General features: G+C 41.2%; 14 protein-coding genes. 2 read left to right on the top strand and 12 right to left on the bottom strand.

Going from position 1 to position 17,083, the window contains the following annotated elements; all coding sequences use genetic code 11:
- Positions 1–71: 71 nt before the first annotated feature.
- The 5 genes from IGI44_RS02370 to IGI44_RS02350 form a co-directional block, all read right to left on the bottom strand.
- The gene (locus tag IGI44_RS02370; RefSeq protein WP_438786158.1) at positions 72–1,628 is read right to left on the bottom strand and encodes a SpaA isopeptide-forming pilin-related protein; all 1,557 of its coding nucleotides are present in this window, start codon (positions 1,626–1,628) and stop codon (positions 72–74) included.
- Positions 1,625–5,029: a SpaA isopeptide-forming pilin-related protein gene (locus IGI44_RS02365; protein WP_438786157.1), complete on the bottom strand. Its 3,405-nt coding sequence runs from the start codon at positions 5,027–5,029 to the stop codon at positions 1,625–1,627. Before IGI44_RS02365 ends, IGI44_RS02370 begins: the two co-directional genes overlap by 4 nt.
- Before the next feature lie 479 nt (positions 5,030–5,508).
- Positions 5,509–7,194 carry a MutS-related protein gene (locus IGI44_RS02360; protein WP_438786156.1) on the bottom strand — a complete coding sequence of 562 codons (1,686 nt, stop codon included), beginning with the start codon at positions 7,192–7,194 and terminating at the stop codon, positions 5,509–5,511.
- A 93-nt stretch (positions 7,195–7,287) separates the two neighbouring features.
- A complete protein-coding gene (locus IGI44_RS02355; protein ID WP_438786154.1) occupies positions 7,288–8,229 on the bottom strand; it encodes an NAD(P)H-binding protein in 942 nt (313 codons plus the stop codon).
- A 94-nt stretch (positions 8,230–8,323) separates the two neighbouring features.
- The gene (locus IGI44_RS02350; RefSeq protein WP_438786152.1) at positions 8,324–9,202 is read right to left on the bottom strand and encodes a LysR family transcriptional regulator; all 879 of its coding nucleotides are present in this window, start codon (positions 9,200–9,202) and stop codon (positions 8,324–8,326) included.
- Positions 9,203–9,389: 187 nt separating this feature from the next.
- On the opposite strand from IGI44_RS02350, the gene IGI44_RS02345 reads away from it, so the two are divergent.
- On the top strand, positions 9,390–10,307 hold the full coding sequence (locus IGI44_RS02345) for an ABC transporter ATP-binding protein (RefSeq protein WP_438786151.1): 918 nt from the start codon (positions 9,390–9,392) through the stop codon (positions 10,305–10,307).
- Positions 10,300–11,070, top strand: a complete 771-nt coding sequence (locus IGI44_RS02340; protein WP_216410401.1) for an ABC transporter permease — start codon at positions 10,300–10,302, stop codon at positions 11,068–11,070. The genes IGI44_RS02345 and IGI44_RS02340 overlap by 8 nt, the downstream gene beginning before the upstream one ends.
- A 53-nt stretch (positions 11,071–11,123) precedes the next feature.
- On the opposite strand, the gene IGI44_RS02335 is transcribed toward IGI44_RS02340, so the two are convergent.
- The 7 genes from IGI44_RS02335 to IGI44_RS02305 all read right to left on the bottom strand — a co-directional run bounded on the left by IGI44_RS02335 (position 11,124) and on the right by IGI44_RS02305 (position 16,992).
- Positions 11,124–11,735, bottom strand: a complete 612-nt coding sequence (locus IGI44_RS02335; protein WP_438786150.1) for a Type 1 glutamine amidotransferase-like domain-containing protein — start codon at positions 11,733–11,735, stop codon at positions 11,124–11,126.
- A gap of 107 nt (positions 11,736–11,842) precedes the next feature.
- Positions 11,843–12,580: a tRNA pseudouridine(38-40) synthase TruA gene (gene truA / locus IGI44_RS02330; protein WP_438786149.1), complete on the bottom strand. Its 738-nt coding sequence runs from the start codon at positions 12,578–12,580 to the stop codon at positions 11,843–11,845.
- 123 nt (positions 12,581–12,703) lie between these two features.
- Positions 12,704–13,891, bottom strand: coding sequence for a MalY/PatB family protein (locus IGI44_RS02325; protein ID WP_438786148.1), 1,188 nt, complete (start codon positions 13,889–13,891; stop codon positions 12,704–12,706).
- Positions 13,884–14,951, bottom strand: a complete 1,068-nt coding sequence (locus IGI44_RS02320; protein ID WP_438786147.1) for a M24 family metallopeptidase — start codon at positions 14,949–14,951, stop codon at positions 13,884–13,886. Before IGI44_RS02320 ends, IGI44_RS02325 begins: the two co-directional genes overlap by 8 nt.
- Before the next feature lie 15 nt (positions 14,952–14,966).
- Entirely contained in the window at positions 14,967–16,292 is a 1,326-nt protein-coding gene (locus IGI44_RS02315) for a PTS sugar transporter subunit IIC (protein ID WP_438786146.1), read from the bottom strand.
- Between the two features lie 21 nt (positions 16,293–16,313).
- On the bottom strand, positions 16,314–16,655 hold the full coding sequence (locus tag IGI44_RS02310) for a PTS sugar transporter subunit IIB (protein WP_216409963.1): 342 nt from the start codon (positions 16,653–16,655) through the stop codon (positions 16,314–16,316).
- 31 nt (positions 16,656–16,686) lie between these two features.
- Complete coding sequence (locus IGI44_RS02305) at positions 16,687–16,992, bottom strand: PTS lactose/cellobiose transporter subunit IIA (protein WP_216409962.1); 306 nt, start codon at positions 16,990–16,992, stop codon at positions 16,687–16,689.
- Between the last annotated feature and the right edge of the window lie 91 nt (positions 16,993–17,083).

The raw sequence follows: 17,083 nt of genomic DNA, 5'->3' as shown, positions 1-17,083 counted from the left end.
ATTTATTTTTCCTTACAGAAAAATCAATCTGATTTTCAAGCCGTATACCATTCCACTACTGTGCTAAAGCATCAAGTGGAACTGGCATCCTTCTTCTTTTTATTAAAAATAATTACTGTGAGAACACAGATAAAACCAATAACAACTAAATAAATTGACTGTGTCATTCCCGTTTGCGGCAATCGCCGATTGGGTAACTGATAGGAAATTGCCTTTGTCTCTGTGGAAGGCAATTCCTTATTTTCACCTTTCTTATTAACGATTTTCAGTGGTTCCTTCGTTTCCCCACTAACCGCGTTAATTTCAAAATCAATAAAATGATTTTCTGGTAAAAAGTAGCCATCCGGTGCTTTGACCTCTAACAAGGAATAGTTGCCGTATTCTATCCCATCTAACTCTAAGATCCCTTGATCGTTGGATGTTAAAATCAACAGCTCATCCGTGTGCTCATTGCCATACTCGGCTGTGACCCATTTTTTTTCTTTCGTTAGATAAAGCGTATCTTTATTCGCTACAACAAAGCTTGCTTCTTTTAAAGCATCACCGGATTTTTCATCGACTTTTTGGAATGTTTTCTTTCCAGCTACACGATTGTTGTAAACAACTGGCAGCTTCTCTTTTTGCGATAACGCACCGACTTCGACCCCATTGATCCGGATCAGTTGCCGCTGATCCTTTGGAATCTCCACCGAAATTTTTCGTGCCTGCTCAGAAATTTCATACCCATCAACCGTCGCGACTTCCTCAAATTGGTAGTTTCCACTTTTCAAGCCGAGATTCGTTCGAACAATCCCTTCTTGATCAGAAATCATTTTTTTCACGCGGTCATCTTTTAAAGGCGATTCGGTGACTTCTTTTCCAGAAAGCCAGTCGCTGACTGAGCCAGCAGTAGTTCTCAAGTAGAATTTCTCGCCCTTCTCATTCTTCGATAAAACGAAGCTTGCCCCAGCTAATGGTTTGGTTGAACCATCATGCTCCTGCGCCATTTTGATGAAATACGGTTCACGTATATACGCTCGGTTCTTGGTGTAGACATGCGTTGCTCCAGATGCGAATAACTCGCTGTCTAGCACTAAATAGCTGGACAATCCGTCATGATCAACGGGTAAACTGTCGCCGCTGTCTAATTCAACAATCAGATAAATTTGCTGATTGCCTGTCTCCAATGAAACGGAGAGCAGACCATCTTCAGTCACGTTATTTCCGTTGCTATCAGTAAAACTACCCTTTGCTGTTTCTTTGGTTTGCAGGAATTTGATTCCTTGATAACGAGCTTGGATAGCTGCAAGATCCGCATGAGTCGGTGTTGCTAATACCTCCAGCTCACCACGTAAAACATTGACCTCGTCAGCGATAAACTCTTTGGCTTGATCCAAAGGAGTATTCAAACTGTTCAGATATTCGCTGACTTCAAAGATGGCAAAGGTCGAACCGTTGACGCCATAGGAGTCCTTCAGCAGCGCTGCACTTCCCAGTTCGCCGCTTTGATTGATTTGGTTAGGCGCTTCTTGATTTACAAATAATCGTTTATGGAGATGGACTTGTGTTTCGGCTGCGTTCACTGATTGAGTCCAGAAAAGACCAATCATGCAGACCATTAACAGAGAAAAAATATGTTTCAATTTCATCGTCCATCACCTGCCTTTTTTTGCTTGAAATGTTCATTCGCAAAATAGTAGAGCACGATCATGAAGGAAACGACTGCCAGCCCAATGATCAATGAATGACCATTACCACCAGTTTCAGGCAATGTGCCCTTCGGATGATTTTCAACCGTTACTACATTGGCTGAAGCTAATTGTCCGCCGGTGATGGTGAATGCTACTGGTTTAGAAAGCTGAACATAGCCAGTCGGTGCTTGGGTTTCTACAAAATAGAAGGTTCCTTCCGGCATGCCAATAATCACTAATTTTCCGGCTGGTGTTACGACGTTTTCTAATTGGAAATTCCAAGTCGAGCCCGTTTTGACTGCCTTGTAGGTTCCTTTAGCTGCCGTTCCATCGCCAACTTCCAATTCTTCTGGAGCAAAGAAAATAGTACCAGCGCTATCGGTAGCTACTTTAAATTTCGCGCCCTTCAAATTCTTATCATTGGTGGCATCCTTTTTATCCAGCGTTACGCCGCCTTCTGCGCGATCATTTGTCACCTCATAGGTGATCAAGACACCATCATCCGTAATCTCAGCAGTAGCAGTCTTGCCGTCGCCGACGATTTTATGACCATCTGGCGCTTTAGTTTCTAGCAGGTAGTATTTCCCTAAAGGCAAGCCGGTGATGTTGATCTCGCCTTTCGTTCCGGTACTTTCGATAAATTCATATTTTTTACTGGTCGTATTGTACTTGTACTCATAGTCCTTACCAGTAACAAATTTTGTCCCCATTTTGGTTTCCGAAGTATCTGGATTGACTAAATACAATTCAAATTCAGCACCGTTTAACAGTTCGTTATCCGGATTCTTTTTCGTCAGTTTAAGCTTTCCGACTTTTTGCCGATTCTCTCTCGTTACACTGACCGTGTCGCCATCGTCAGTGAGAATTGCTGAACCAGATTTTCCGTTGTCATCATAGGTATAGCCATCCGGTGCAGCTTCCTCTTGGAAATAATACTCGTCAAGCGGCAGGCCTGAGACCGTAATCTCACCTTTGCTGCTGGTTGATCCGGTATCCTCGACTAGCTCGTATTGTTTTGTCGTATCGTTATATTGATACTTGTAGTTTTTCCCTGTTTCTAATAAAACCTGCGGTGTCACAAGTTCACTACCATCCTTCTTGCGAAGAGTAAATTTGGCACCGTTTAATTTCTCACCTGTATCCTCATCTTCTTTTATTAAAGTGATTTTCCCTTTTGCCAATTCGTTGTAGGCACTGACAGCAACACCTTCTGCCGCAGTTTTATCAATCGTGAAATAATACTTCCCTGCTTCATTCTTCCCATCTGGTGGAATGATCTCCAACTTGTCCGTATAACGCGGATCGGGATTGTTCACTTCGACTAAGCAATAGTTCCCGTCTGTCAAATTTTCATAAAGTAATACTCCGTTACTGTCGGTTTTCTTATTTCCGCCTGAAATTGTGACATAATTTCCTGAATTAGCTGGAGTTTCTTTTTTTAAATCAAACTCGACATTTTTTAAGATAACTTGAGTATCCTTATCCATCTTTTTTAAACGGAATGTGGTTGGCGGTACACGAGTTGCCCCACCGCCCCAATTACTAACGGTGACTTTACTGATATCACTTTCTTCACCTGCGGTATTGGTTTCCCAATAAATTGTTGCTTTATTTTCAATAATTGATCCTTCACCTAAAGTCGTTCGAGCATAGATGCGAGTAACAATATTAAAGGGATAATTGTCAAAGGTTTGACCACTATCATGACTGAAATACTTTTCGTAAGCTTCTTTGGTTTTGTCACCACGAGAGGCACTCATCTTCCCACTGTCAACAGCCGCTTGGATAATATCCCATATCCGCTCTTTGGCACTTTTCGTTCCATTACCAAATAGAAGCAGACCATTACTTTTATCATTGCTCATATTAGGTAAATCCTTAAAATTCATGACTAACAGATTGCCAGAAGTCACTCCATAGCAGGGATAGGTATGGCTTTCAATCCGAGCCTCGAAGTCAGCATCTGATTCAGAAGGATTCTGTGTCAGCAATTCTAAAGGCACCGTACTTGGAGCATTATCTTGTCCTAACATTTGCATTTGTCCAATTGGATCTTTCGTCATGTCTCCATCTTCATTCACCGCATAGATATTCATGTAAATGTTGTAGCTAGATAATGTCAGTGATGAATCAAGCTGATCCTTTAAGACAACTTTCTTATATAGATTAGGTGTGTCCCCTTCAAGCGCCTTTTTGTAGTTATCCATCATCAATGGCATGTTCCAATAAACTTCATTACTGTTATTAGTAGCAGAACCGTTTTTTGTGATGGTTTTTTGCTCTCCAATAGGTGTCTCTGAAATCGACTCAGGTGGTTTTGGTTCAATCTCAATTGGATAGCGGCCTGTTTCAGTATTTCCTACCTGACCACTGGAACTTTCCTTACTAGCGGTTCCGTATGCTCTTGCATAGCAATCCTGTAATCCGTTCCAGTTCGTTTCCACCGCCTGATTGAAGGTGATCTTCAAATATTTTTTCCCAGCGATCGTTTCTAATGTCATATCGCCGATTTTCTCTCCACCTTCCTCAGAAAAGGGAACCGTATTACTAACACTAGAAAAGTTGAAATATTCTTCTGGCAGTGCAATATAAATATAGTCGCCATCCTTTAAGTTCGCAGCAGAAGGAACCGTAAAGGTATAATCAAAATACACACCATCACCAACTTTTACGGTCGGCGGTGAAGGCTGCTTCACACCATTCTGAACAATATAAACGGGCGGATTACTACCATTCTTGATGTAAATGTTGTTCAATAACATATCCGTGATCAAACCTGTTTTATCATTTCCCGATAGTGGTGTGATTTCACCACCAAAAGGTTTTATTTGCTGACTATTTTCATTCTTACTCGTTTTGATCGAATTTTTTTTACTTGCTGATTCTTTCGTTGCCTGTTCTTGCTTGAGATTTAGATTGAACTTAAAGGTATTAAAGAAGTTCAACGTTGTTTGTGACAATGAATCAACGTGTTTCTTCAACCTAAATTCAACATTCATTCCTTCAATAGAAACGTTTTGATCACTGTCATTAATTAGGAGCAACTGATTGTCTTCAATTGAAACAGTGACTTCTTCCTGTTGATAAAGCATCTGATCGTTGACTGTAATCTCTGCTGGCAACTCCAAAGTATTTTTTTCATTTCCGGCAATGACTAAATCAAATTGCGCAATTATTGCTGTTTCAGCATCAATTTCTTGTGGCAGCTTCTTCCCTTCAAGGTCCGTTAAGTGCAAATTCCTTACACAACACTCTTCAGCAGGCTGTAAATTCTCCGCAATCGTTTGAAGAGGAAAACTGGATAAGAGGATCAACAGAATCGAAAACAGTGGCCACCAATGACTTTTAAGCTTTTTCATGATACCCTCCTTTCACTTATGACTTTTTCATCTCCTTTAATGCACAATCCCCTCCTCTTCCTCATTTGATGTATTCATTTCAAAAGTTAAAAGCAAGCAAATAATTTTACCCGTTCATTATTAGGAATACTTAATCTTTTCCACTTATAAAATAAATACAGAAAATCATTTTAAAATCATTTTTATTATATTCATACTATTTTCTTTAAACAATATTTGGGGAGTAAGAGGCGGATAATCAGAATAAGAGGTTAAATTTAAGTCATAAAATTATTCTTTTCACTTAAAATTAAGTTGATAAACTGAGATTATTTAAACTACGCGTAAAAATAATTTTGTACGGATTATTTTTTACTTACTTAAATAAAATAAAAATGTTAATAAAATCAGAGTTAAAAAAATAAGCAAAGTAACACCAAAAATATTGTTACACATAAAAAAGCCGTATCCTTCCAACTGGATACGGCTTTGAGATTCAATTATAAACTTTTCCACATTCCCGACACTCGGTATCGTTCAGCATATATTTCCGCTTGCGTTACGATCTCCTGATCATATTGACAATAGGCCAAAAGTTTAATCGCGTTACTACCGGTCGTCACACCTTCTCGCAACATATAATCAAATAAAATATCGTCCGTTGTGACAACCTCTCGGAAATGGTAGTTTTCATAGCGTTCACCTAAGATTTGGCTTAGTTCTACGTCATGTGTTGCTAAACAAAGAAAACAATTCAATTCAGAAAATTTCCTCAAAATAATCGAAGCAGCAGCAATTCGTTCGACCATGTTCGTCCCTTTAAACATTTCATCCATAAAAATCATGACATACTCTGAGGATTCAGCAATTTTCAACAAGCGCTTCAACGACTTAATCTCCGCCATATAGAAACTATCGCCCGTGACAATGTCATCCTTTAGATTCATCGAGCTATAGACAACACATGGTTTAAAGCAAAAGCTTTTAGCCAAGCAAGTATTGAACAGCTGGCCAAAGATCACATTGATTGCTAACGTTCGAGCAAAGGTCGATTTCCCACTGGCATTTGAACCGGTGATCAATATCTTATTTCTCATCCTGCGAGAATTTGGAACCGGCTCTCTCAATAGCGGATGAATGATCTCCTCAAACGCCACTTCATTCGTATTGCTGAAATTCGGCTGACAGTAATAAGGCAAACTTTCCCGATAGGACGCGATCGAAATACACAATTCAATATATCCAACCGTTTCATACAATTTCAATGCCTCCTTTCGATACTTCTGAAACATTCGGACCATCACATAATAGGCATAGCCATACAAAGAAAAATAAGAAGTAATGATCATCATCAGACTATTAGAGGAGCCGGAAATTTGAACGATGTAATCTGCCAGTCCCGTAATGTTTTTAAACACCTTAAGATTTTTTCGCACCCCTTCTGTTTCTTCCTTAAAAACAGGAAGGTCCAATTTTACTATCAGCTTCGCCGCTCGAACCATTCGTGTAAACATCCCCATCGCCTCAAAGGCTTGATAAATCTTCCGCAGAACAAGCGAAAATAGAATCAAGCCTAAACAAAAACTAAGACAGACAGCTAAAATACCGTAATCAATGTCTACTGCCAGCCAAATCAAACTTCCTATTCCGATCAACGTTACTAAATCAATCGGTATCATGGCTATTTTTGGAAATTTATTCGGCTCCAATAATAATTCAATTAGCTGATTATTGGTTTTGCGCCCAATCCGATAAAAAGCAAACTGTAATTTTTCACGTACTTCTGCCTGTTCATTCATATACTGAACAGCTTCTTCAAAATGAGCGACATCTGGATTGCTCTGTCTTCTAAAAAAGTAATAACTATATTCATCTCCAATACTGGATTGAGTGTTTTTTACTTGTTTAAAGAGCTCATCCATATTCAAATCATTGAATGTGATATCATCAATCGACGGACCAGCAGATTTCCTGCGTAAATAATAGTTTTTCATACTAGCATAATCCCGTTCATCCAACTTCCATTCAGGTTTCTTACCATACGCCTCCTTGATCCGCGCCTTGATTTTTTGATTCTTGCGATACAAAAAATACCCATAAATCAAAAAGAATAACCCAACAATCCCAATTACAATCCCGTAAACACCAATTACTCCCAATAACTGACCCTCGCATTCTTTTTTCATTTATTCTACCATTAGAAATTGATTGTCAAAATGACTCATAATAAAAAAGCATCTCACCTACACTAAATAAGCGAGATACTTCATCTTTATACCTTACACATCTTTCGAATGCCGTTCGCCGACCTGAAATTCCTCTGCATGTTCAAACATATAGCGAACAGTCAGCGGCGTGTCACCAGTCAATTTTTCAAAATCATCGGTGTGCTCGGCCATCTTATTTTCACGAATCGCCTGAGCAAAAGTGACCATCCCTTCCGAAGAGAATGGCGCTTCCGAATCTTCTTTGAACTTTCCTTCAGTCGTTCGTGGCACACCCATTGCATCAAATACCGCATAGTTTTCTTCATCTGAGATCTCTTTATAGCTGACCTTATTGCCAGTGACTTCATTTCCAATCGCGATAAAGTCGCTGATCGTCATTAACTCTTTTCCATTGATATTTAGAATCTGATGATGCAGCGTTTGATTATTTAAAGCGTAAGCAACAGCTTTAGCACAATCCTTTCTGGAAATATAAGCCACCTTCCCATCACCCTGACTGTTAGTTAGCACACCATCACCTTTTACATAGGTAAAGTAATTCGTGATCATGGCTTCAGCATATTGAGAGTTGCGCAAGAAAATATAATCAAGCCCGCTTTCTTCAATGTACTTCTCTGTAAACGCGTGATCAATTTTCTCAATACTTGGATTCTCTGGATCTGCCGCGTTCACTAAGGAAGTATAAATGATCTTTTTCACGCCAGCTGCTTTGGCGGCATCAACAACATTTTTATGGGCTGCCTGCCGTTTTTCTCCTACAAAAGGCATTGAAATCAGTGCCAATACTTCACCGCCTGCAAATTTTTCGGCTAATCCTTCGACATGATTGAAATTGGTTTCACGTGTTTCTACGCCTTGGGCTGAAAATTTTTCTAACGAAGCTGGATCATAGCCGCAAAAAACTAAACGGTCCTTTTCTGCGATCGTCAATAAATACTCGGCTGCTTGCCCGCCTAAATTGCCATCTACACCTGTCAAAATCAATTTATTCATTAAATGACGCCTCCTCATCTTTGATAAGTTAAGCATATGTGATTTAGTGATCAAATACCAATACCTCTAGTTAATGCCCCATAAGCAAAAGTTATCACGTTTTAAACAGCTCCAATAATCGCTGGACAGCGGCGTTTTGTTCATTTGCTAAATAGGCAAGTACGATCGAAAATTGATGATGAGAATTCTCGATTCGCAAGGACTTCAGATCCATATCCTCCTCGATCAATGGGTAGTTTTCAGGGAAAAACCCGAGCATCTCATTGTTTTGAATCAGAAAGATTTCCGTCTCGATATCATTTGTTACCTTTGCAATATTCGGAGCATAGCCATCTTGCAATGCGTGATCCAGCATCAAATAGTACGATTTTCCGATCGCTTCTGGCGAAAGCATTACAATTGGTTGTTCGTACAATTCCTCAAGTGTTAGTGATTCTTGATGAAAAAAAGGATGCTTCTTGCCAACCACTGCACAGTAGTCTCCATAATACAGGGGAAGTGTTTGAATTTGTTTTTCTTCAAAAAATTCCGAGTCGAAGCTAATCGCCAGATCATACCGATGATTTAACAAATTTTCAGCGACTCCCTTAAGCGGAACCTTTTCTACATCTAATAGAATGTTTTCCTCCTCAAGCTTTTTATCTTGCATGATTTGAGAAAACAATTGAATATCCATGATCGAGGTGTATTCGATTCGAACCCGATTTCTTTGTTCATTATAATCAGTCATTCGTTGCGTCAATCGATCATATTGCTGAATTAATTGCAGCGCTTCTTGATACAGAATTTTACCAGCTTCCGTCGGCTTTACGGGGATCGTCGAACGATCAATCAACTGGCAGGCAAAGTGGGACTCCAATAAACGAATCTGTTGGGTAATACTTGCTTGAGAGACAAAATTCTTTTTTCCAGCCTTCGTAAAGCTGCCGGTTTGAACTAAGTCAATAAAGTACTTCAACTTTTCTAAATACATGCGCTTTCCTCCGCTTCTTCTTTTTCATTTTAACAAATATGCTAGAAAAAACTGCAAAAATATTCCGAGTCGAATCAAGCATTTCAGGCTTGTGATCAGGAAAATCAATGATAGAATAAAGAATTGGATGAAACGAAACTGAAGCAAGTAAATTCATTACCTTAAAGAAATGAGGAGAATACACTAAATGACCAATGCACTTGAAATAAAAGATTTAAGAAAAGTCTATGCCACTGGTGTAGAGGCTTTAAAAGGGATCGATCTGACGGTTGAGGAAGGCGATTTTTATGCGCTGTTAGGTCCGAACGGTGCTGGCAAATCAACGACCATCGGGATTATCACTTCTTTAGTCAATAAAACCGCCGGTAAAGTAAAAGTTTTCGACTATGATTTGGACACAGAGTTGGTCATGGCGAAGCAGCAAATCGGCCTTGTCCCGCAGGAATTCAACTTCAACCCCTTTGAAACCGTACAGCAAATTGTAGTCAATCAAGCGGGCTATTACGGCGTCCCCCGCAAAGAGGCCATGATCCGCAGTGAGAAATATTTGAAGCAGTCTGACCTATGGGAAAAACGTAATGTCCGTGCCCGAATGCTGTCTGGCGGAATGAAGCGCCGCTTGATGATTGCGCGCGCCCTGATGCATGAACCACGCCTGCTGATTTTGGATGAGCCAACCGCTGGTGTCGATATCGAGCTGCGACGGGAAATGTGGACATTTTTAAGAGAATTGAATGCGAATGGAACGACGATCATCTTAACGACTCACTATTTAGAAGAAGCGGAGATGCTTTGTCGCAACATTGGGATCATCCAGTCGGGCGAACTGATCGAAAACACCAGCATGAAATCTTTGTTAGCGAAGCTGCAATTTGAAACCTTTATTTTTGATCTTGAACCTTATGACAAGCAACCGGTAATCACTGGCTTCAAACATACCTTTGAGGATGATCAAACGTTAGAAGTCGAAGTCGTGCGAGATCAAGGAATCAACGAACTCTTCGAACAGCTAACAAATCAAGGGATCAAAGTCCTTTCTATGCGGAATAAATCCAACCGTCTAGAAGAACTTTTCCTAAAAATCACGGAGGAAAATCATGTCTAATCTCTATTTTACTGCCCTTAAAAGTCTGGCAGTCAAAGAAACCAATCGCTATCTGCGGATCTGGGTTCAGACCTTAGTACCGCCGGTCATCACAACGTCCTTATATTTTGTGATCTTCGGTAATTTGATCGGCGGACGAATCGGTGATATGGCTGGCTTTTCTTACATGGAATTCATCGTTCCAGGTCTAATTATGATGTCGGCAATCACTAGCTCATACGCCAATGTCTCGTCATCCTTCTTCTCGCAAAAATTTCAAAAGAATATCGAGGAAATCTTAGTAGCACCCGTTCCAACCCATATCATTATCTGGGGGTTTGTAATCGGCGGAGTTGGCCGCAGTGTCATGGTCGGCACACTTGTCACGATCATTTCATTGTTCTTCGTGCCGCTGCATGTCTATTCATGGGCGATTGTTGTCATCACCTTGTTGATGACCGCTATTTTATTCTCGTTAGCCGGACTGTTGAACGGGATCTTCGCTCAGTCCTTTGATGACGTCTCAATTGTTCCGACATTTGTTTTACAACCGCTGACTTATCTTGGCGGAGTTTTCTATGCTATTTCCATGCTGCCGCCATTCTGGCAAGCAGTCTCAAAAATCAATCCGATTGTTTACATGATCTCTGGTTTTCGTTATGGGTTCCTTGGGGTGATGGATGTGTCGATCGTGGTCTCTATGTCCATTTTAGTATTATTTATCGTGGTGCTTTATAGCGTCTGCTGGTATTTGATTGACCGTGGACGCGGGTTGAGAAGTTAAAACAAACAGCAGATTGCGAGTTTCTCATGACTTGCAATCTGCTGTTTTATTTATCATCTCTCTAAAAGCTTAACCTCCTCATCCCGAACCCAAATCGCCTGGTGATCATTGATAATCGCTAATTTTTTCTGATCCTGATTTTCTTGCACCATCTGCTCGGAGGAGGCCTTAAATTCCCGACTCTGATAATGGGGAATCACGTAGAAATCAACCAAACCCAAGCCAGTGTAATCAGTCAAGTCAGCAGCCTTTTTCGGATCATCCATAATAGAAGAATAACCAATATCCGGACAAGCAACGATCGCACCTGCGGACTCTCCAATATACAGCTTGCCCTTATTTACCTCCTCAATAATTAGCTGATCCGCTCCTGTTCGGCGTAATTCTTGAAGTAGGAAAAAAGTATTGCCACCGGCTACAAAAATGAAGTCATTTTTTGCTAAAGTTGTTCGAATCTGCTCAAAGCTTGCTTGCGAAATTTCTAGTTCCTCTACCTTCATTCCGCTAAGCCGCAACGCCCATTTGCCGATGCGGATAAAAAAGCCGAGCTTCTCAACTTTGCTGGCCGTTGGAATATAGGTTACGGACTTGCCCTTCACTTCTTCAACCGATTTCAATAATCCTGAAACGTTTTGAAACAACGAAATCAAAAACAGCTTTTTCATCAACGATCCCTCTTTCCCGTTAGATATATTCATTATAGGCTAGAAAGGAAGCAAGCACCGAAAAAAACTGGCTTCAGACACGAAAGCGTCCAAAACCAGTTTTACAATTAATAATAAACTTCGTCTAAGAAAAGTCCCTGTGCTGGCGCTGTTTCACCGGCATCCGTGCGAACTTTATTTTCTAGTACCTCATCGATCACATCTACTGATAACTTTCCAGCACCGATCGCCAAAATCGTCCCCATCAAAATCCGGACCATTTTGTGTAAGAAGCCGTTGCCGACAAAGGTAAAGCGCAGCATACTGCCTTCTCGTTCGATCGAAATTTTCTCTATTGTCCGCGTGGTGGATTTCTTCGTTTTTTTCAATGCCGAAAAACCGATGAAATCATGGGTTCCTACTAATTTCTCACAAGCGGCATTCATTTTATCCATGTCCAGTGTTTGGGGCACGTAAAAACTGTGATAGCGTTCAAAAGCGGTTGGGATCGGATCATTCCAAACGTAGTAGCTGTATTGCTTGCCCTTCACGTTATAGCGTGCATGGAAGCGCTCCGGCATTTCTTCAACCTTTTTCACTACGATGTCGCTTGGCAAATAACGATTGAAGAAGGTCAGCATTTCATTGCGGGCCATTTCCGAATTCGTTTTGAAATTCGCGACTTGCCCTCTAGCGTGGGCACCCGCATCTGTTCGTCCTGAACCAACGATCTCGATCTTTTCGCCGGTCATTTGCGCGATCACACTCTCGATCTTTCCTTGAATCGTTTTTTCTGAATCCCCCAAACGCTGCCAGCCTAAATAGCGCTTGCCATCATATTCAATCGTTAATTTAATATTTCGCATAGGATCTTGTCCTCCTCTAAAGTTTCACACTGACTCACTGTACCACAGAAGTCTGCGATGCTCTAGTGAAGGAGCACAAAAAGAAGACCAGAGCATCTTAAAAAATGCGCTAGTCTTCGAAAGTTAAGCATACTCCATGCTTCGAACATATTCTTTCTTGATCCGCCCTAATGCCTCTAACAATAATTCTCTCGGCATACCGATACTCAAGCGAACAAACCCTTCGCCGTCCTGAACAAAATAGCTGCCAACGACCATCGTTAAATTCGCTCGCCGAAAGAATTCCAGCATGTCTGTCTCGTCCTTAAACCACTTGCGAACATCGATCCAAGCTAAGAAGGATGATTCGGCCGGCATTACTTTAGCTTCTGGGATTTCCGTAAAGAAATCGTAAACGATTTGCATATTTTCTGCCACATAATCGATCATTTCATCCAGCCACGCTTCACTTTCATTGTAGGCGGCTACAATAGCCGGTACAGCAAAGACATGGGGCGAGGTGATGGAATTTTTTTGTAATTGCTCCAGCAGTGTTTCTCTAATTTGCTGATTCGGGATCACCACATAAGAGGTTTTTAGGCCACCTAGATTAAAGCCTTTGTTCGGTGACAGGCACAAAACACTATGTTGCGCGATCTCGGGATGGGCGTTCCAAATCGAGGTAAATGTTTGTCCTTTATAGACGATATCGCGATGGATCTCATCACAGACTAAGAGAACATTGTAACGAATACATAATTTTGCTAAACGAAACAGTTCATCCTTCGTCCAGATGCGACCAGAAGGATTTTGCGGACTGCAAAAAATAAATAGCTTGATTTTATTTTCCTGCATTTGTCGTTCCATATCTGCAAAATCAAGATAATACCGATTATCACGATTAATCAGTGAACTGCAAAAAAGTTTTCGTTCATTATGTTCTACGGCTTCCGCAAAAGGATCGTAGGCAGGCGTATTGATCAGAACCCCGTCACCTATTTCGGTATAAGCCTGCACGATATAATGCAAGGTTGAAACTGTCCCAAAGGTCAGCTTGATCCATTCTTTTTCGATGTATGTCTCATAGCGCCGCTGATTCCAATCAATCACCGCCTGATAAAATTCATCCGGTACATAGGAATAGCTATAGTCGCCGATACTCGCCCGTTTCATGAGGGCCGCTTGGATCGCGGGTGCGACTTCAAAATCAATATCCGCTAAATCCATTGGAATCGCGTCTTCAGCTAAGCCGAATTTTTCCTTTAATACTTGATTGCTCCATTTACGGGCATTGCCTTGTTTGCGGTCGATCACCTTATCCAAATCATACATAGCATTCACCTACGCTCACTAATTCCTTCGTTGTTTGATTCAAGGCGACTCCGACACCGTTTTGGATCACGACATCATCCTCGATCCGCACACCGCCAATCCCCGGCAGATAAATCCCCGGTTCAACGCTCATCACCATATTTTCCTTCAACACCATTTGACTCTTCGGATTCAAGATCGGCACATCGCCGCCCATGCCGATTCCGTGCCCTAATCCATGACTGAAATAGTCGCCATAACCAGCTTCAGTAATGATCTTACGAGCCACCGCGTCGACTTCCTGACCAGTAACGCCTTCACGAATAAAGTCCGAAGCTGCTTGTTGCGCTTCTTTTACTACTTGATAAATCGTTTGTAATTCATTATCAGCCTCGCCGAGCATCACCGTCCGCGTCATATCTGATTGGTAATCATTCAAGACGATTCCAAAATCAATCGTAATAAAATCCCCCTTTTCAAACGTTCGCTTTGTTGGGCGTCCATGAGGCAACGCGCTGCGAGGACCGCTGGCAACAATCGGCTCGAAGGCCATCGCTGAGGCTCCCTTTTTCAATGAAAGATAATGAATCAACGCTCCTAGCTCATTTTCCGGCATGCCGATTTTGATTTCCGGTACTAATTCAGCAAAAATCTCATCGGTTAAGGCACAGGCATTTCTAATCAGTTGAATTTCTTCCGCTGATTTGATCGCCCGGATTTCTTGAAGTTGATGTGACCAGATTTCGACGGAAAATTCTTCCGAAAACGCACGGTATTCTTGGATCGACAATCCATTCGGCTCGATCGCTAATTGCTTAATCCCCTGTTGTTGCAGCCACTCAAAAATCTTTGGCAGATAACTGCCCTGCGGGACTTCGAAATTTTCAAAGCCATTTGTTAAGTCTTTTATTTCCTGCCGGTAACGACCATCAAAAAACTGTACCTGTGAAGAAGGCGTGACAACTAGATAGATGCCACTGCCTCCTAACGAACCAAAATATTTTTTGTTCTCACGGTTTTTGATGATGATTGCGTCCTTCCCCGACTCTTGTAAAAGTTGTTGGATTTTCTCAATTCTCATCTGTAATACTCCAATCTAGAAGTCTAAGTCCAAACCATCCAAAATATCGGTATCGCCTTGGTCGAAGATATTTTTCTGTTCTTTTTTCTTCGCTTCGTCCTTCAACTCATTCCGTTCCATCACCTTGAAGAATGGGACATAGATCGCGACGGCTAGAACCAATTGCAATGCGTTAGCTAAAATAGTCCGCCAATCACCATTTGTTAAAAAGCCCTCTAGGAAAACACCCACATACGGCGGGTCAAAGACTGGCTTGTTCAACCAGCCCCAATGCATAAAGAACATTGGCAACGTTCCAATGATCGCACCGCCAAAGACATGCGGAATGAACATCAAGGGATTTAAAATAATCGGTGCACCAAAGAGAATGGGTTCATTTATACCAAACAAGGCTGGAAACAGTGAAACCTTGCCGATTTGGCGATAGCGTTTGGATTTTGAAACCAGACAAGCTATGACACAGCCAATCGAGATACCGCAACCCGTAAAGCCGAAGAAAGCACTTGATGCTCCCGCCGTATAGAAATGCGGAATCGGCTGACCTGCTTGAAAAGCCGTAATATTTTCGGCAATAAATGCCACCATGATCGGACGAGTAATCGGACTGAAAACCGATGAATGAATCCCAAAAAAGAAAATCAAACAAATACAGAAATTCAGCGCCAGTACTGACCAAGGATTGTCCATTGAGCCAACCAACGGCGACAAGAAACGAGTTAAGATCGTCGGCGGAAGTTCTCCAGCCGTTTGCATCAATGCAAAACGTCCGAGGATAAAGGTCCCTCCTACAATCAAAGTGACAGGAATCAGTTCAAAGGATTTGGAAACAAAATCTGGTACCCCCTCTGGCATTCGGATCGTCATGTTGTGCTTCTTACAGAAATTGTATAATTCCACCGTAATCAACGCGACGAACATTGCCGTAAATAACCCTTTGGCACCAAAGTTCGTAATATCTAACAGACCATTCTCATCAAACACAGCAGTCATAAACAAAAAGCCGAATAGCGACAAAGTCACCGCACCAGGAATGTATAATTTGTAATGATTCCCCAAATTATAGGAAATCGCCGCACAAGCGTACAATCCGATCAACCCTGTCGATAAGGTAACTGGCAGATTGAAAAGCTCAGCATTAGTCAAAATAAACTGGCTAAAGGCGTTGGACTCCCCCAGCATATTCGGTAATGCTGGCAGAATCGCAAAGAAACTTCCTAAAATAGTAAATGGTGTCATGGCAACCATCCCGGCTTTGATCGCACTCAAGTGTCGTTGATTATCAACTTTATGCGCTAATGGGACGAAGAATCGGTTCATAAAAGCCTCAAATTTTGCGAACATAGTATTCCTCCTCAGATATGATTAAACGACTTGTTTAGCTAGCTGATGTTTCTTATGCGTCACTAATGCAAGCTTCATTACGGTTGCACCATCCATCTGTCCATAAACATCTTTATCAATTACTGCATAAGGAATGTCACGCGGCTCAAGAATTGATTTAATGAAGTCAATCTTATGAGTGATTTGCGGGCCAACTAAAACAATATCCCAGCCATCAATTTGACTTTCGATGGAATCCGCCGGAATCGCGGTGAAATCAAAGTCTGCATCGTTCAACTTGGCACTCTGCTGCACTACCTTCCGCATATTTTGCATCAACATATTTGTCGAAAATCCTCCGGCACAGCATAATAAAATTTTCATGTTCTTTACCCCTTTATCTTTATTTTTTTAATTATTGCAATACTGAAATAAGTGTTTCGATCAAATCACGAGCCAATTGACTGGTCATGTAATGATCTTGCGCGTGAACCATCAATAATCCAACATTCGAGGACTCCACCTCTTCATTCAACTCACGAGAAATTAGCTCCGTTTGAATATTATGGGCTTCTAAATCAAGGCTGCGGGATTCTTCGATCAGTCCCTTAGCCAAGTCATAATCTTTTGTTTTGACGCATTTCAGCGCCTCAAAGGCTTTAGCTTTGCTTTCGCCAGCGATTGAGATCAATTGGACGATTTCTTGTTCTTCTTTTGTCATGTTGTTCTATCTCCTTGTTCATATTAATGTAATAATTTTTTTCAAAAATTAGGTTTAGTTTCTCGCCGTATACCATTCAACTAAACCTTTT

The organism is Enterococcus sp. DIV0756, assembly GCF_051710745.1.
In the GTDB taxonomy this organism is placed as follows: Bacteria; Bacillota; Bacilli; order Lactobacillales; family Enterococcaceae; genus Enterococcus_A.
This window is presented reverse-complemented; position numbering and strand designations above follow the sequence as displayed.

Bases quoted from the DNA above. Each gene is read 5' to 3' on its own strand.
- IGI44_RS02370 (WP_438786158.1), bottom strand. From the start codon at position 1,628: ATGAAATTGAAACATATTTTTTCTCTGTTAATGGTCTGCATGATTGGT.
- IGI44_RS02365 (WP_438786157.1), bottom strand. From the start codon at position 5,029: ATGAAAAAGCTTAAAAGTCATTGGTGGCCACTGTTTTCGATTCTGTTG.
- IGI44_RS02360 (WP_438786156.1), bottom strand. From the start codon at position 7,194: ATGAAAAAAGAATGCGAGGGTCAGTTATTGGGAGTAATTGGTGTTTAC.
- IGI44_RS02355 (WP_438786154.1), bottom strand. From the start codon at position 8,229: ATGAATAAATTGATTTTGACAGGTGTAGATGGCAATTTAGGCGGGCAA.
- IGI44_RS02350 (WP_438786152.1), bottom strand. From the start codon at position 9,202: ATGTATTTAGAAAAGTTGAAGTACTTTATTGACTTAGTTCAAACCGGC.
- IGI44_RS02345 (WP_438786151.1), top strand. From the start codon at position 9,390: ATGACCAATGCACTTGAAATAAAAGATTTAAGAAAAGTCTATGCCACT.
- IGI44_RS02340 (WP_216410401.1), top strand. From the start codon at position 10,300: ATGTCTAATCTCTATTTTACTGCCCTTAAAAGTCTGGCAGTCAAAGAA.
- IGI44_RS02335 (WP_438786150.1), bottom strand. From the start codon at position 11,735: ATGAAAAAGCTGTTTTTGATTTCGTTGTTTCAAAACGTTTCAGGATTA.
- truA (WP_438786149.1), bottom strand. From the start codon at position 12,580: ATGCGAAATATTAAATTAACGATTGAATATGATGGCAAGCGCTATTTA.
- IGI44_RS02325 (WP_438786148.1), bottom strand. From the start codon at position 13,891: ATGTATGATTTGGATAAGGTGATCGACCGCAAACAAGGCAATGCCCGT.
- IGI44_RS02320 (WP_438786147.1), bottom strand. From the start codon at position 14,951: ATGAGAATTGAGAAAATCCAACAACTTTTACAAGAGTCGGGGAAGGAC.
- IGI44_RS02315 (WP_438786146.1), bottom strand. From the start codon at position 16,292: ATGTTCGCAAAATTTGAGGCTTTTATGAACCGATTCTTCGTCCCATTA.
- IGI44_RS02310 (WP_216409963.1), bottom strand. From the start codon at position 16,655: ATGAAAATTTTATTATGCTGTGCCGGAGGATTTTCGACAAATATGTTG.
- IGI44_RS02305 (WP_216409962.1), bottom strand. From the start codon at position 16,992: ATGACAAAAGAAGAACAAGAAATCGTCCAATTGATCTCAATCGCTGGC.